The 15,115-nt window shown below is 73.0% G+C and carries 10 protein-coding genes; 5 read left to right on the forward strand and 5 right to left on the reverse strand.

Annotated elements, in window-relative coordinates; translation table 11 throughout:
* Positions 1–136 precede the first annotated feature (136 nt).
* The 3 genes from WME73_RS35185 to WME73_RS35195 all read left to right on the forward strand — a co-directional run bounded on the left by WME73_RS35185 (position 137) and on the right by WME73_RS35195 (position 6,029).
* On the forward strand, positions 137–2,053 hold the full coding sequence (locus WME73_RS35185; RefSeq protein WP_437912378.1) for a hypothetical protein: 1,917 nt from the start codon (positions 137–139) through the stop codon (positions 2,051–2,053).
* Between the two features lie 118 nt (positions 2,054–2,171).
* On the forward strand, positions 2,172–3,281 hold the full coding sequence (locus WME73_RS35190; RefSeq protein WP_437912379.1) for an HPP family protein: 1,110 nt from the start codon (positions 2,172–2,174) through the stop codon (positions 3,279–3,281).
* Between the two features lie 447 nt (positions 3,282–3,728).
* A complete protein-coding gene (locus WME73_RS35195; protein WP_437912380.1) occupies positions 3,729–6,029 on the forward strand; it encodes a CapA family protein in 2,301 nt (766 codons plus the stop codon).
* Here WME73_RS35195 and WME73_RS35200 read toward each other — a convergent pair.
* Complete coding sequence (locus WME73_RS35200) at positions 5,968–7,317, reverse strand: LA_2272 family surface repeat-containing protein (protein WP_437912381.1); 1,350 nt, start codon at positions 7,315–7,317, stop codon at positions 5,968–5,970. The two genes, WME73_RS35195 and WME73_RS35200, sit on opposite strands and share 62 nt — an antisense overlap.
* Positions 7,318–7,557: 240 nt before the next feature.
* On the opposite strand from WME73_RS35200, the gene WME73_RS35205 reads away from it, so the two are divergent.
* Complete coding sequence (locus tag WME73_RS35205) at positions 7,558–8,466, forward strand: M23 family metallopeptidase (RefSeq protein ID WP_437912382.1); 909 nt, start codon at positions 7,558–7,560, stop codon at positions 8,464–8,466.
* An 18-nt stretch (positions 8,467–8,484) separates the two neighbouring features.
* On the opposite strand, the gene WME73_RS35210 is transcribed toward WME73_RS35205, so the two are convergent.
* The 4 genes from WME73_RS35210 to WME73_RS35225 all read right to left on the reverse strand — a co-directional run bounded on the left by WME73_RS35210 (position 8,485) and on the right by WME73_RS35225 (position 14,032).
* On the reverse strand, positions 8,485–9,429 hold the full coding sequence (locus WME73_RS35210) for an RluA family pseudouridine synthase (protein ID WP_044966392.1): 945 nt from the start codon (positions 9,427–9,429) through the stop codon (positions 8,485–8,487).
* A 5-nt stretch (positions 9,430–9,434) separates the two neighbouring features.
* Positions 9,435–10,901 carry a hypothetical protein gene (locus WME73_RS35215; RefSeq protein ID WP_437912383.1) on the reverse strand — a complete coding sequence of 489 codons (1,467 nt, stop codon included), beginning with the start codon at positions 10,899–10,901 and terminating at the stop codon, positions 9,435–9,437.
* Positions 10,902–10,963: 62 nt separating this feature from the next.
* A complete protein-coding gene (locus tag WME73_RS35220; protein ID WP_437912384.1) occupies positions 10,964–12,544 on the reverse strand; it encodes a hypothetical protein in 1,581 nt (526 codons plus the stop codon).
* Between the two features lie 150 nt (positions 12,545–12,694).
* Entirely contained in the window at positions 12,695–14,032 is a 1,338-nt protein-coding gene (locus WME73_RS35225) for a Stp1/IreP family PP2C-type Ser/Thr phosphatase (RefSeq protein WP_012239102.1), read from the reverse strand.
* Between the two features lie 274 nt (positions 14,033–14,306).
* Between WME73_RS35225 and WME73_RS35230 the strand changes: the two genes are divergently transcribed.
* Positions 14,307–15,044, forward strand: a complete 738-nt coding sequence (locus WME73_RS35230) for a hypothetical protein (protein ID WP_437912385.1) — start codon at positions 14,307–14,309, stop codon at positions 15,042–15,044.
* The last annotated feature ends 71 nt before the right edge of the window (positions 15,045–15,115 follow it).

A 15,115-nucleotide genomic window follows, 5' to 3' on the forward strand; every position in this document is an offset into this window, starting at 1 on the left:
GCCCGGCGGGTGAGCGCGGCGCCTGCCACGGGAAAGGCGACCGGCGGCGGAGCCCTCGCGCGCGGCGCCCGCGCGGGACGGCCGGCGGCGTCCCTGGAAGTTGGCCCCGCGCGCGGCGACGTGGGACTCCTGCACCATGCCCTCTCGCATCGCCCGCCGCCCCGGGCCGGCGCTGCTGCTCCCGTTCCTGGCGGCGCTCCTGTCGATCGCGTTCGCCCTCCCTGCGCGCGCGTGGGTCGAGGTGCACATCGCCGGAGACGACGTGCGCCTGTCGATCGACCGGGCCGGCGCCGCCACGGTCGAGCACAAGGTCACGCTGAAGATCTCGGGCGGGCCGCTCCGCGGGCTCGACATCCAGGGCGTCGACCCGGACGCCCTGCTCGATCAGGGCAGCTACGCCGTGCCCTTCAAGGCCGCGGAGGCGGGCTCGCTCGCGTCCGCGACGCCGGTCGCGATCGAGCTCCTGCCGCCCGACCCCCGGCCGCGCGAGGACGGCACGCGCCGGCCGGCGGCGATGCGGGCCCGCTTCGACGGCAAGGGGCTGAGCCGCGGGGTGTTCGTGCTCTTCTTCCGCTACCGCACGGACCTCATGAAGCGCGGGCTCATCCGGCAGGACGGCCCGAGCTCCCGCGTCTCCTGGAGCGGCCCCGTCTGGGACGACGGCTACGACTCGGCGCGGCTCACCGTCGCGCTCCCGGCCGCGCCCGACGAGCCGCGCGTCGACGAGGCGCGGGACGGCGAGGCGGGCGAGGCGCCGTCCCCCGACGCGCTCCCGGCGCCGACGACGCTCTCCACGCTCCGCCGCGCGCTCGACAAGGACGAGCTGGAGCTGCTCCGCCCGTACGCCCCCAAGGCCGAGCCGATCCGGTGGGCGATCCGCGCCGACGCGCGCGCCTTCCAGCCCGAGCCCGCCGCGGCGAAGCCCAGGGCCGACACGCTCGGCCGCATCTCGGACGCCGCGGCCGGCAGCCCCGATCGCGGCCGCACCCTCTACGTGGCCGCGGGCGTGGTCCTCTTCGCGCTCTACAGCGCCCTCGTCGCGCTCAAGGCGCGCGAGCACGAGCGCCTCGCGCGCGCCGCGGGCGCCCTGCCGCGGCCCCTCGTCCCGATCCCGCTCGCGCCGCGCGCCGCGCTCGCGGGGCTCGCGCTCGTCGCCGGCGTCGCCCTGGAGCTCCTGCTCAGGGACGGCACGCCGGGCGCCGCGCTCGTGGCCGCGGCGACCGCGCTCGCGGCGCACCGCACGCCCCGCCCGGAGCGCGCCGCCGCGACCTTGCGGCGCCCTGGCAAGTGGCTCCCCATCGCGGAGGCCGAGGCGTTCCGCGAGCCGCCGCGGGCGCGCGGCGTCTACCTCGACGTGTCGACGCGCGCCGGCAAGGCGCTGCTCGTCGCGCTGCTCGCCGGGCTCGGCGCGGGCGTCCACGCCGTGGCGGCCGCCTCGCCGTACCACGCCCACCTGCTGGCGCTCGACGCGACGGCGCTGCTCGCGATCTTCTGCACCGGCCGGCTCGCCGAGCTCCCCGCCGATCCGGCGGCGCGGCCGGTCGCGTTCCTGCGCGACGTCGCGCGGCGCGTGCGGCGCCTGCGGAAGGCGCCCGCCGGCGCCGCGGCTGGGGCGCAGGAGCTCCGCGTCGTCGGCCGCCTCCGCATCCCGGACGGCAGCCCCGACGCCGACGAGCTCCGGCTCGGCCTCTCGCCGCGCACGGCGCTCCCCGGCTTCGTCGGGATCGAGGTCGGCGTCGTCTACGCGCCCGGCGCCGGCGGCGCCATCGGGCTGCCCGAGGTCCTGCTGCGCGTCGCCCCCGGCTCTCCGTGCGAGCGCGCCGTCGAGGGGCTCGCGAAGAGCGGCCGTTCCTCGCGCGGCCGCCGCCCCGGCGAGCGCGTGCTCGCGTTCACGCCGCGCCTGCCGACAGCGAGGATGACGGCGGCCATCGCCGCCGCGCTGGTCCGCGCCGCGTCCACCCCGCCCGCGGGCGCCACGCCGACGAAGCCGTCCGGCGCCGGGGCGACCCGCGCGCCGCGCCCCCGCAAGAAGGCGGTCTCCGCTGCGGCGTAGCGCCGGGTCAGCCCCCGTCCCGACACGCTTTCGCGATCCGCGAGCCCCTCGTCAGCGTTCGTAAGCAGTCGTAACCATTCGTAGACAGCGCGCGGACATCTCGATATATGGCCGCGCGATGAGCTTTGGAGTTGCGAGCTCGAGCTTTCTTACGCGGTTCCAGCCCATGCGCACGCCGCTGCTCGTCAGCGAGCGGATCTACGCTGCTGCCGGGGGCTTGCTCGGGCTGCTGGCCACCGGGTTCGTGATGCGCGCTTGCCTTGGCTCCACCGCGCATGCGCCGCTCCTGATAGCGCCGATCGGCGCTTCGACCGTGCTCGTGTTCGGGGTCCCCGCGAGCCCGCTCGCCCAGCCCTGGTCCGTGCTCGGCGGCAACGTGCTGGCGGCCGTCATCGGCGTCACGGCGGCTCGCGTCATCCCCGATCCGCTGTGCGCCGGCGCCGTCGCGGTCGCGGTCACCATCGCCGTCACGAGCCTGCTCCGGTGCTTGCACCCGCCCGCGGGCGCGGTGGCGCTCACAGCGGTCATCGGCGGCCCGGCCGTGACGAGCCTGGGCTATCACTTCGCGCTCATGCCGGTCGCCATCAACTCCCTGCTGCTCGTGGCAGCGGGGCTCGTGTTCAACAACCTGGTGCGCCGCAGCTACCCGCACGTCGTGACCTTGCCGGCCTCGCCCCACGGCACCGCCGATGCCCCGCCCGAGCTCCGCGTCGGCTTCTCGCCGCGCGACATCGACGCCGCCCTCGAGCGCCTCGGTACGCCGCTCGACGTCGAGCGCGACGACCTGATCGCCCTCGTCCGGCACGTCGAAGAGGAGGCGCACCGGCGCCTGCGCGGAGGCGTCACCTGCGGCGAGATCATGTCGCGCGATCTGGTCACGATTCACCCCGACGCGCAGGGCGCGCTCGCGCTCCGCCGCCTCCGCGAGCGCTCCCTGCGCGTCTTGCCGGTGGTCGACGAGCGAGGTGTCGTGCACGGCGCGATCGACGTCTCGATCGCGTCTGCGATGCCCGAGGCCACCGTGCGCGACCTGCCGTCCATCTACTTCGAGACCGCCGGCGAGGACACGCCGATCAACGAGCTCTTTCGGCTCCTCTCCCGCGGGCGCGTGCACGAAGCGCTGATCGTCGACGCCAAGATGCGCCTGCGCGGCATCGTGACCCAAACCGATCTCCTGGCCGTGATCGGCCGCGCGCAGCTCGCCAAGGGCTCGGCGCTGGTCGGGTAGCGAGCCCAGGGCAGTACGCCCCTATGCGACACAGGCGCGCATCGCCACAGCGCACCATCCATGCACACGCCTTCACGTGCAGGAACACCTGCCAGGCCGACAACCGACAAGACGACAAATCGCCGGCTGCTCCGCTCGAGCGTATAGCGAGCGATGATCGAAGCATGATAGTCTCGAGATAATCGTCTTTGTCTCCAGCGCCATCGCTGAAACGGATCGAATCGTGCATGGGTCGGCGCTCTCGCGGCCTTTTCAGCGAGGGCTGAGCGGCCGTCGACGCTCGCGACCCCGTCGTCGGCCTTGGTCACCTCGGAGTTTGGCCACACGGCACATTTGCGCGTTTGCACGTTTTGCACGTGTTGAGCCAGCCCTGAAGGAGCTCTGGCGCCCATCACGCCTGTTGAGGTCATCCGTCCTCGAACAGGCACCAACCGATCGGGAGCGAACATGGCAGAAAGACCCCTTGTCCGCGTCATCACCTCCACGCCGCTGTCCGTGTGCGCTGCGGCCTGCGCCTGGCTCGCCGCGGGCGACGCGTCGGCGGCGTTCCAGTTCGACGCCACGGAGGCCGCGTACGACGCGACCTACGCGGCGGCCCCCATCGACGTGACCGGCGTCGTCGTCGACGAGGCGGGGTCGCCGATCGCGGGGGCGGAGGTGACGGCCATCGGCTGGGGGAGCGGCGCGGTCAACCACGGCGAGATCGCGTTCACCGACGGCGCGGGCGCGTTCACGCTGGCGGCGCTCGCGCGGCGCTCGGTCCTGCTGCGCGTCGAGGTCGGCGGGTACTACGGCGAGATCGTCCCTGCCGATCTGCACCTGCCGCTCGCCGAGGCGGCTGCCGGGGTCGGCCGCGTCGTGCTGACCGAGCAGCGCGCGGGCCGCGCCCGGATCCTCGTGGGAGGCGACACGATGTTCGGTCGGCGCTTCATCGACAGCGACGAGGACGGCATCGAGGGAGAGGTGGGCGATCTGATCCGCCCCGCGACACGGCAAGCGGACGCGAGCGCGATCCTCTCCTTCCTGCGCGACGTCCTCGCGTCGGCCGACTACACCCAGGTCAACCTGGAGTGCCCCGTCACTGCCAACCCGCAGACGCCCCACCCTTACAAGTCGTTCACGTTCTTCTCCTACCCCGAGACGGTCAGGGCGCTCGCGCTCTCCGGCGTCGACGCCGTGAGCCTCGGCAACAACCACATGTTCGATTACCTGGGAGCAGGCGTCGCCGACACGCTCACCGCCGTCCCGAACGCCGGCCTCGACTGGTTCGGCGCAGGGCTCGACGAGACGATGGCGAAGGGCACCGTGCTCTACCGGACGCTCGGCGGCGTCGACGTGGCCTTCCAGGGGTTCAACCAGCTCGTCAACGACGGGACGACGCTCCCGGAGTACACGCTCACCGCCTCCGACGGGCCTCCTCCCAAGGCCGGCGCGCTCGAGCTCGGCCTCACCGAGATCAGCGACTTCATGGCGGAGGACGCGGTCGGGCGCTTCGCCATCCCGGTGCTGCACGGAGGCATCGAGTACAGCGACTATCCGTCGTCCGGCATGCGGCGGCGGTTCACCCAGCTCGTCCAGAAGGGCGCCGGCATGGTCGTGGCGCACCACCCGCACACGATCCACGGCATCGGGCTGTACAACGCCGGCGCCGGCCCCCGCTATATCTTCATGTCGCTCGGCAACATGGTCTTCGATCAGGACGTCTTCGAGACGTACCAGTCGTACCTGGCCGCCATCGACATCGACGAGGACGCGAGCGGCAACCGCGCGGTGCACCGCGTGCAGCTCATCCCGTTCCAGAACGAGGACTACGTCCCGAAGCTCGTGGGCGGCGCCTGGCTCGGCCGGGCGATCCGCCACATCGGTCACCTCTCCACGACGCTGCCGGCGGCGCCCGCGCCCGGCGAGGCGGCGGACGGCATCACAGGGGCGGTCGTGTTCGCGAGCGGTCCGCGGGCCGCCGCGGCGAGCAGCGCCTCGCAGTACACGACGAGCGATGCGGTCGAGACGCGGAGCGTACCGCTCACGAGCCGCCGCACAGGCCCCCTCGCGCACCTGCGCTCGAACCCGGCGGACTCGCTCGCCGCCGTCCGGACGACGGCCGCCGCGAGCTGCGATTACGGCCGGGAGATCATGCTCTACGGCGACTTCGAGGACGGCGATGTCGACGACACCTCCCACGAAGGCTCGATGTGGTCGATGAGCGAATTCCGCTACATCGAGAACAGCGTCGTCCACGGCGGGACCGGCGCGATGGTGTTCCTTCGCAAGTCGAGCAACACGACCGAGGCCTCAACCTACATGAACAACCGCGTCAAGTTCGAGCCTGGCCGCAAATTGACCCTGACCGGCTACATGAAGGGAAACAACGCCGGCCAGATGCGTGTGCAGGTCTACTGGTACACGAGCGGCGGGACCAGCGTGTCGAACAGCGTCGTCTTCACGCGCGCGGCTGGCACCTACGGCTGGCAGCCGTTCACCGTCGACCTGACCCCGCCGTCGAACGCGGGCTCCGTCCGGTTCTATTTCAGGGCGGGTGTGCCGGCGAGCGGCGAGGCCACCTCGTTCCTCGACGACGTGTCGCTCATCGAGTGGGAGGGCACCGTCGCCGACAGCTCCCTCGGGTTCGCGTTCGCCACGCCGAACGACTGGAGCTTCGTGCGCTGCACCGCCACGGATCTGGCGCTCACGAGCCTCGGCGTGACGATGACGCACCGGTCGTACGCGCTGGCCCCGGCGACGCCCTGAGCGCGCCGCCGCGGCCGGCGAGGGCAGCGGGCGCGGCGGGCGCGCGAACACGCCGAGCGGCGTCGAGCAGGCCGAGCTCGACGCCGAGGCAGAGCTCGGGCCCGCCGCCGACCTCGAGCGCGCCCTCGCCCCGCAATGTCACGTAGCCGCCGGCGCAGACGAACGGCGAGAGGCGCTCCGCCAGCGCGTACGAGGCCGAGACGCGCGCCTTGAGCACCTCGTTTCGCCCGGGGAGATCCCCCTGGAACGGGCCGCGGTGGTAGGCGCCGACGTCGGCGCTCAGCGAGAGGTCCTCGACGTCGATCGGCAGGCGCGAGCCCATCGCGAGGCCCACGGCGTACAGGGGCTCGCGCTCCGCCGCGCGCCCGTCGTCGACGTCCGGCGCCTCCGGCGCGCGCGGCTCGCTGTGGAGCCCGAAGCTCAGGATCGTATAGGCATACCGGCTCGAGAACTTGAGGCCGACGTTGCCGTGCAGGCCGGTGCTCCCCCAGAGCGCGAGCCGGATCCCCCCCTCGCGCGGCAGCGGGAGGAGGCCGAGCGACTCCCCCTTGAGGTTGTCGGTCACGTTGATGACGCCGATCTGGAGGCCGTCGATCTTGCGGGCCACGTTGATGATGCCGATCTGGAGCCCGCGCTGCTCCTGCGAGACGTTGATGGCGCCGATCTGGAGCCCATCGACCCGGCCGATGTTGACGCCGGCCGCCTGCACGCCCGTCACCTGCCCGCGAGCGACGTTGACGGCGCCGGCCGCCTGCAGGCCGTCGACGTCCGCGTACGTCTGGTTGGCGACGCCGGCGATCTGCGCGCCGGTGACCGTCGTGCTCGCCCAGCCGAAGAGCCCCGCGAGCTGCACCCCCGCGAGCGGGGCGTCCGCGAAGGCGAAGCCCCCCGCGAGCTGCAGCCCCTCGGCGCGCCCCGAGACGACGCTCGCGATCCCGAGCTGGAGCCCGCGCAGATCCCCCGACGTCCACGAGAACAGGCCGACCTGGGCGCCGTCCACGAACCCGACGCGCCCGAGCAGGAGCGCGAGATCGAGGTGGGTGGCGAGATCGGGCGCCGTGGCGTTGGTGCTCAGCGGGAAAATGAGCGACAGGTTGACGGGGAAATAGGGCGTCTCCGGGCCGCGGCGCACAGGCTCGCCGCCCGCGCCGCCGGCGCCGGACGGGTCGCTCGGCCAGGCCGACCGCGGCGGGGCGCGCCCGGGCGCCGCGTCCGCCAGCTGCTGCGCGGAAGCGCTGCGCGGCGCCAGCACGGCCGGAGCGGCCGCGCAGGCCGCGAGGATCGGCACGGCCTGGAGAGGACACCTCGCTCGGCGCGCGCGCGGCGACATCGCACCATCGTACACGCGTGCAGCGCCGAAAGGCTGCTCCGCGGGCGAAGAATCGAGCGGCGTCGACGGCGGTGCCGCGTGGATCCATCACAGCACCCCTGACCTCGACTTCCGCGCGCTGCTTCGATAGCCTGCGTGTGGGCGCTGCGCCGTGGACTCGCCATCTGCGCTGCGCCCACGCGCCACGGACTCGCCACCATGAAGCCATCGTCTCTCGCGCCCGTGCTGGCCCTCTCCGCGCTCGCTGCCGGCTGCGGCTCGGAGCCTGAAGGCCCAGACCTCGTGTGGCCGATCGGGGGGACGGACGAGATCCAGCCGATGTCGTCGAGCTTCGGTCCCCGCCTGCAGACCTCGCGCGATGGCGTCTACGACTTCCACCGCGGCATCGATATCCCCACCGTCATGGGCACCCCGGTGTACGCGGTCGCCGACGGAAAGGTGATACGCGCAGGCCGCTACCAGGATTTCGAGGACGTCGTGGTGCAGATCGAGCACTGCGATCAGCCGGGCGCGTGCCTCTACAGCACCTATATCCACCTGGCGATGCCGCTCGTCGAGACCGGCGATCGGGTCGGGCGCGGTCAGCACATCGGCTATACCGGGCTCGCCGCCAGCAGCCTGTTCCCCCACCTGCACTTCGAGATCCGCGAGGGAGGGCACGAGAAGGTGTACTGCGTGCACCCGCTCCGCTTCCTCCCCACGCCGGACGGGCTGCCCCCGGCGCTCTCCGTGCGCCGCACCGACGAGGACTCCACGTCGAGCGTGTCGGTCGAGGTCGAGGCCACCCTGCCAGGCATCTCCCCGGGCCTCGTCGAGCTCGCGGTCGCGACGTCCAGCCGGTCGGCCGGGGAGGTCATCGAGGAGCGCGTGTTCAACTACGAGGAGTGGAACCGCAAATATACAGGGGAGGGAGACGCCGCGACCATCGACGAACAGAGCCTCGGAGGCATCCGGATCGAGCCGGCGAAGTTCAACGCGCAGTCCGCGGCGTACGTGATCGCGTTCCGCTTCAGCGACCTCGGCGGGACGGCGTCGGCCGACGACCTCCAGATCACGGCGCGGGCGCGCGACGTCGACGGCCATGTCGTCGAGGCGCGCGCGCCCTGAGGCGACGCGGCGCGCGGCTCAGGCCTCGCCGACCAGCGCCGCCATGTCCGCGGGCAGCGACGACGTCACCACGAACGCAGGCACCGCGTCGCTGCCGCCCCACCCGATGTAGTGCGCGTGCAGCGCGTGGCGGCTCAGCCCCTCCACCGCGGGCCCGCCGTAGAGCACGTCGCCGGCCAGCGGGTGCCCCACCGACGCGAAGTGCGCCCGAATCTGGTGCCGCAGCGCCCGCGGCGCCCGCGCCTCGACGAGCTCCCAGAGCCCCACCTGCCGCACGCGCTTGTACATCGTCGCGGCCGGCCTCGGGGCGTATCGCGCCACGTCGCGCGGGTGGATGCACGGGTAGACCCGCTTCTTGTCCTTCGGGTGCGGCGCGAGCGGCACCTCGATCGAGCCCATCTCGGGAAGATCGCCGATCTGGCAGATCAGCAGGTAGCGCTTGTCGAGCCGCCCCTCCTTCAGCCCTGCGCCGAGCGCCGCGAACGCCGCGGCCGTGCGCGCCGCGAGCACGAGGCCGCTCGTGTCCGTGTCCAGCCGGTGGCAGAGCCCGGGCTCCCGCGGAGAGAAGCCGATGCCCGCCATCTCGGGGTACCGCGCCACGAGCGCGTTGGCGACCGTCCCGCGCTCGCCCGGATGGAGCGGCGCCGTCGGCACCCCGGCGGGTTTGTTCACCACCACCAGGTCGTCGCGCTCGAGCACCACGTCGAGCGGCGCGGAAGGATCCGGGGTCGCCGCGCCGGAGGCCTCCGTGGGCTCCACGTCGACCTCCAGCACCTCGCCGGCCGCCGCCACGTCGCCCTTCGACGCGCGCCGGCCGGCGCCGCTCTTCCCCACGCCGAGGACGCGCACGCGCCCCTCGGAGAACAGCCGCTTCGCGCCCGCACGCCCCAGCCCGGGGAGAAGCTGCACGAGCAGCTTGTCGAGGCGCGTCCCTGCATCCAGCTCGGTGATCGTGATCTTCATAGCTCCTACGGAATCGCCCCCTGCCACCCGAGGCCGAGCGCGGGCGCTCGCCGGCTCCCGACCACGCTCTCTCCTATCACTCCCAACATGGGCAGGCCGAACCGGTTCCACGAGGGGCCCGCGCTGCGGGCTCCGGCGCCGGCAGGGCGGGTCACGCGCCACGCTACGCCCGCCCCGAGCAGAAAGCCCGCGGCCGTGGCGCCGACCCAGGCCCGCTGCTGCGCCTCGGTCGGGGACTCGAACACGAGCGGGCTGGCGAGCGCGGCGGCGCCCAGCCCGCCGAGCATCGCGCCCACGTCGATCGCCAGGATCTCCGACGGCGTGACGTCGAGCTGCGTGGCCGCCGCGGCCGCCGCCAGCCAGCCGAGCGCCGCGCCGTAGCCCATGCCAGCGATCGGCGTGCGCTGCACGTCGCCCCGCCCCGCCCACTCGACGAGCCCGCCCAGCATGAGCCCCAGCCCGCCGCCCGACTGCGCCATCAGCGCGCCGCCCTCGGACATCCGGCCCAGCGAGAGCCCGAGCGCCGCCAGCGTGATCCCGGCGGTCCCGCCGATCAGCCCGGACGCCCAGCGCTCCTGGGCCGGATCCGCCGCGTGCTGCGCGAAGCGGCCCTGGTAGATCAGGTGCCCCGCGATCGTCGGCCACCACGTGCCGGACCCGAGGTACCACGCGTCGGCCACGCCGACGTCCCACTCCTCCGCGATGATGATCGCGCCGCCGAGCCCGATGCCGGCGCCGACCGCCAGGAGCGGATAGAGCAGGCGCGGATCGTCCGAGCCGCTCGATCGCTGGATCGAGAAGCCCACGAGGCCTCCGTAGAGCGTCGCGTTGGCCGCGAGCGTCGCCTTCCCCATGCTGCGCGCCGGCGTGGCGAGGCGCCCGCGGCACCGCTCGGGGCACGGCGCATCGCGGGCCGACGCAGGGGCCGCGGCGGCGCCGGCGTCGAGCTCGGCCAGGAGATCGCGGAGCATCACCGCGGCGCGCACCGCGAGGTCGTCCCGCGCGACGCGCTCGACCCGCACCCTCAGCGACCTCGATCCGCCGGACGCAACGGCGAGCCTGAGCTCCACCTCGTCGCCGCGCAGCTCGAGGCTCGGCGCGATGAAGAGCTCGTCGCCGGAGCGCGGGCGCTCGATGAGCTCGGCCTCGTCGGGGCGCGATCGCGAGGCGACGCGGCCCGCCAGATCCACCGACAGGCCGAGGTCCTGCGCCGTGTCCGACAGGAGCGCGTCGAGCGCGCTGGCGAGCGGCGCGGCGCGCTCCTCGGCCCCGGGCGCGACCGCGGTCGCGAGCACCACGGCCGATCGCGACGGCCGATCGGGTCGCGGCGGCTGCGCCGGTCGCTCGTCTCCCCCGGAGCGCGCGGGCAACGCCGCGCCTTCGGGCTGAGCCGACGCTGGCAGCGCCGCGGCGAGCGCCGCGGCGAGCGCCAGGGCGCCCGCGCCACCGCGGAGGTGCCAGGGGTCGATCATGGGGTTGCTGCTTCGGCCAACGGCGACGCTCGCCGCGATGGCCACGCCGCTCGGGGCGTCGATCAGAACATGAACGTGCCGCTCGCGAAGAGGTCGAACGTGTTGCTGTCGTTGACGTAGAAGCGGCGGCCGACCGCGTTGATGGTCGGGCGGTAGTTGGGGTTCGGGCTGCCGGTGACGGTGAGGCGCCCGTCCGCGTCCTGGCGGCGGCAAGGCCCTGCCGCCCCGAGGCTGTCCTTGAACTGGGAGTTGCACGGCTGGTCGCCGCCGATGCCATGCCCCCCGTCGTGGCGGAAGCCCGCGCCGATCTGGAACTTCACGAGCTCGGCCGCCCGCCACGTCACGCTCGCCGAGGCGCGGTACGAGCCGTACGGCTGGACGTCGCTGAGCCCCGTGAAGTACGTCCGCTGCGAGCCCTCGTCGACGATCGACGGCGAGCAGGCCCTCGCATCGCCCGTCCTGCACAGGTCCGGGTCGTACGCGTCGTTGTCGCGGAACGCCGCCCACTGCGGCTGGCGCAGCGAGCTCGCGTCGCTCGAGCCCAGCGCGTCGAACAGCTCCGAGTAGTCGCGCCCCTCGGAGTGGTACTCGCCGGTGAAGCGCAGATCGAGCGTGAGCCCGGTGTACTTCTCGCGGTTCTCCCAGGGGACGATCAGCACGCCGAGCATCACGCTGCCGACGAGCGGCGGGTGGTTCACCAGCGACGTCTTCAGGTCGGTGAGGCCGTAGTCGCTCGACTCCTGCTGGAACTCGAACAGCGCCTTGAACCCGCCGTACGGCTCGACGTACTTGATCCGCTTCGACAGGTACGTGTGGACCTCGAGGCCGATGGTGCCGCGCGACACGCCGGGGTCGCGCTGGGCGCCCCTCTGCCCCTCGAGCTCGCTGTCGCTGCTGTTGTTCCGGTTGACGTCCGTCGGATCGGCGCACTTCACCTGGCCGCTCTTCGGCGACTCGGTGCAGGCGTGCATCGGCTCGCTCACGGGGAAGCGCCCCTCGACCCCGAACAGCCAGGTCGGCTTCGTCCGGTCGCGCGCCTGGTTCATGATGTTCACGTCGAGGCCGACGGCGAGGTACTCGATACCGCTCCGGTTCGGCGACGTGAAGGGCATCTGGAACAGCTGCTCCCCGGGGGCCCCCGCGAGCGCGACGGCCTGCGCCTCCGCCCCGGCGCTGCCGTTGAGATCGGTGAGCTCGCGCGCGTGGTTCAGGATGAGCGGCATCCTGAGGTAGAGCGCCAGGTCCCGGTAGAGGCCGACGTCGAGGCGCAAGTTGAGCTTCGAGGTCGCCTCGTTGTAGGTCGCCACGTTGAGCAGGTTCGACGTGTAGCCGCCCGACGACAGCCCCGGCCCGGCGATGCTCGTCTCGCGCCGGATCTTCGCGCTCTTCGTCGCGTACTCGAAGCCGAAGCTGAAGTTCAGATCAAAGGTGTCGCCGTCATCGAAGGCGTCGACGACGCTCGTGATCTCGCCGGTCTCCATCATGAGCCGCGGCTCGGTGGCGCTCCGCGGCTCGTCGGCGGCCGCGGGGGACGCCGCGAGGAGAGCCGCCGCTAGGGCCGCGAGCGACGCGAACGCCGAGCCCCCAGCCACGTTGATGGCGACGCGAGCGAGATGGCCTTCGCAGTACCTTCTGCCGTGCATGCTCATGGTTATCCGTCGGACGGACGCTACCGGCCGGGGTAGGAGGGTGTCAATCCGCGAATCGCTCGCCCGGCTCGCGCGGTCCCGCCCCGCCGCTCCCGCCGCGGCAATCCGCTCCGTTCCGCTCGGCCACGGCCGCGGGGGCGCCGTTCAGCGCGCCGAGGAGCGCTCCTCGGGGGCGAACGGGCTCTTCCCCTCCTCGCTGTCGGGGAAAATCTCGCTCGTGATGTCCTCCGCGGCGAGCTCCTCGCGGGCGGTGCTCAGGTCGCGCGACGTCTGATCGAGCCGGTCGGCGAGCACCCCCAGGAACTGCCAGAGCAGCTTCACGGCGAGCTCGTGCTCCTTGCGGAGGATCTCGAAGAAATCGGCGCGCCGGACGGCGATGAGCTCGCTCTGCTCCACGGCCGAGACGGTGGCCGAGCGCGGCATGCTGCGGATGAGGGCCATCTCGCCGAAGTGCTCGCCCGGGCCGACCTCGCTCAGCACCGATTCGCCGCGGATGATCCGGACGAGGCCCGAGAGCACGATGAAGAGCTCGTCGCCGCGATCGCCCTCGCGCACCACGATCTGGCCGGGCTCGAACGAGAGCACCTCGGCGACCTGCATGACCCGGAGCATCTCGCGCTCCTGCAGGCGCGCGAAGAGCGGCATCTTCGCGAGCACGTCGCGCTTCAGCGCGAGCAGCCGGGCGCGGACGCTGTCGCGGTGGTCGCCCTGGCCGAGCCGGACGAGGATCGCGGTGATGTTGTCCTTGCCGCCCTTCCTGTTCGCGAGATCGATGAGGCCGTTCGCGGCGATCTCGCCGTTCTCCTCCTCGAAGAACGGCTCGAGCTCCGCGGTGTGCGCGATGTACCCGTGGAGCCCGTCCGACGCGAGGAGGAACTGATCGCCCGGGAGCACCTCGATCGTGAGCGTGTCGACCTCGACGCGCTCGTACACGCCGACGGCGCGCGTGATCGCGTTCTTCTGCGCGACCTTCTCGATCTGATCGCGCGTGAGCTTGCCGCGCTTGATGAGCTCGTTGTAGACGGTGTGGTCCTCGGTGACCTGCTGGATGCGCCCCTCGCGGAGGAGGTAGATGCGGCTGTCGCCGACGTGCGCGATGTAGCCGTGCGAGCCGGCGATGAGGAGCGCGGAGAGCGTCGTGCCCATGCCGCGCTTCGTCGTGTCGGCCTTCGCTTCCTCGTGGATCCGGGCGCACGCGCGCTGGACGGCGTGCTCGAGCAGGCTGAGGACCTCCTTCATCGCGGCGCGCCGCACGTTGCTGCGCGCCTGGTTCTCGATGAGGTCCCGCTCCTTCTTCAGCTCCTCGTGGATGATGCGGACGGCGAGCGCGCTCGCGACCTCGCCTGCGGCGTGCCCGCCCATCCCGTCGGCGACCACGAAGAGCGCGAGCTTCTTGTCGACGAGGTAGTTGTCCTCGTTGTGGTCCCGCATGCGGCCGACGTCGGTGGCCGCATAAAACCTGATGTTTTCGGACAGGCCCATCGGTTCGGGCAGGCTAACCGAGGGCGCGGGAGGAAATCACTACCGATTGCGCCCACCGCGAACTAGACGGTGGAGGACGTCGACGGACGACCTCCTCCCGTCCATCGCGCCCTCGCCGCGCCCGGGGCGTGCCCGCTGGCGTACGGCGCGTGCGGCGCGGCGCGGCGCGAGGAGGAGCGGCGTCGGGAGGCGCTCGGGGGGCGGGTGGGGAATCGACCGCGTGGCCGCGGTTGCGAGCGGCGGTACATTCGAAGCGCGTAGAATGGGGGGTTGTATGCGGCTCGTCCTCTTCGATAACACCGACGTCGGGTGGGGTAGCGCGCGGCGGGCAAACGGCGCGAGGCGGCGCGATGGCGCGGCGGCGCGCGCGCACCCAGCTGCGGCGGACTCCGGCGGTTCCGCCGAGACCGGGGACCTCGAGGTCCTGGGTGAGGCCGTGGGCGCGACGATCGGGCTCACGCCGATCTGGCGCGCCGGCGCGCTGCTGCACCGCATGACGGGCGCGGCCGACGCGTGGCAGTCCGCCGGGAGCTGGGCCGAGGCGCTCGGCTGGGCGGCGCGCGCGGCGCGGGAGCGCGGCCGGAAGATCGCGTCGCTGCAGGCCTGGGGGCACGGCGGCTGGGGGTACATGCGCATGGGCGCGACGCGGCTCGACGAGGCCGCGCTCCGGCCCGGCTCGCCGCTCGACGAGGCGCTCGACGCCCTGAGGGCCGAGCTCGCGGGGCCGGACGCCCTCGTGTGGCTCCGCTGCTGCAGCGCCTTCGGCCACACCGGCCGGTCCTTCGCGCAGGCGCTCGCGAGGCGGCTCGGCTGCCGCGTCGCGGGGCATACGTACATCATCGCGTTCTACCAGAGCGGGACGCACTCCCTGCGCCCGGGCGAGACGCCGTCGTGGGATCCACACGAGGGCGTGCGCTTCGACGGCGAGGTGCCGACCGGCGCCAAGTGGTCGTCGCGCGGGGCGCCGAACACCGTCTCGTGCCTGGCGGGCGATCTCCCGCAGGGCTACTGACGCCGAAGGCGCGGGTGAGGCCCCGCCGCGGGTGAGGCCCCGCCCGCTCGGGCGCTCGACCCGCGCCGCCG

The sequence above is a fragment of the Sorangium sp. So ce302 genome, assembly GCF_051530145.1.
In the GTDB taxonomy this organism is placed as follows: domain Bacteria; phylum Myxococcota_A; class Polyangia; order Polyangiales; family Polyangiaceae; genus Sorangium; species Sorangium cellulosum_B.

Excerpts from the sequence above, each read along its gene's own strand:
- WME73_RS35185 (WP_437912378.1), top strand. The coding sequence starts at position 137 with ATGCCCTCTCGCATCGCCCGCCGCCCCGGGCCGGCGCTGCTGCTCCCG.
- WME73_RS35220 (WP_437912384.1), bottom strand. The coding sequence starts at position 12,544 with ATGCACGGCAGAAGGTACTGCGAAGGCCATCTCGCTCGCGTCGCCATC.
- WME73_RS35205 (WP_437912382.1), top strand. The coding sequence starts at position 7,558 with ATGAAGCCATCGTCTCTCGCGCCCGTGCTGGCCCTCTCCGCGCTCGCT.
- WME73_RS35190 (WP_437912379.1), top strand. The coding sequence starts at position 2,172 with ATGAGCTTTGGAGTTGCGAGCTCGAGCTTTCTTACGCGGTTCCAGCCC.
- WME73_RS35215 (WP_437912383.1), bottom strand. The coding sequence starts at position 10,901 with ATGATCGACCCCTGGCACCTCCGCGGTGGCGCGGGCGCCCTGGCGCTC.
- WME73_RS35210 (WP_044966392.1), bottom strand. The coding sequence starts at position 9,429 with ATGAAGATCACGATCACCGAGCTGGATGCAGGGACGCGCCTCGACAAG.
- WME73_RS35195 (WP_437912380.1), top strand. The coding sequence starts at position 3,729 with ATGGCAGAAAGACCCCTTGTCCGCGTCATCACCTCCACGCCGCTGTCC.
- WME73_RS35225 (WP_012239102.1), bottom strand. The coding sequence starts at position 14,032 with ATGGGCCTGTCCGAAAACATCAGGTTTTATGCGGCCACCGACGTCGGC.
- WME73_RS35230 (WP_437912385.1), top strand. The coding sequence starts at position 14,307 with ATGCGGCTCGTCCTCTTCGATAACACCGACGTCGGGTGGGGTAGCGCG.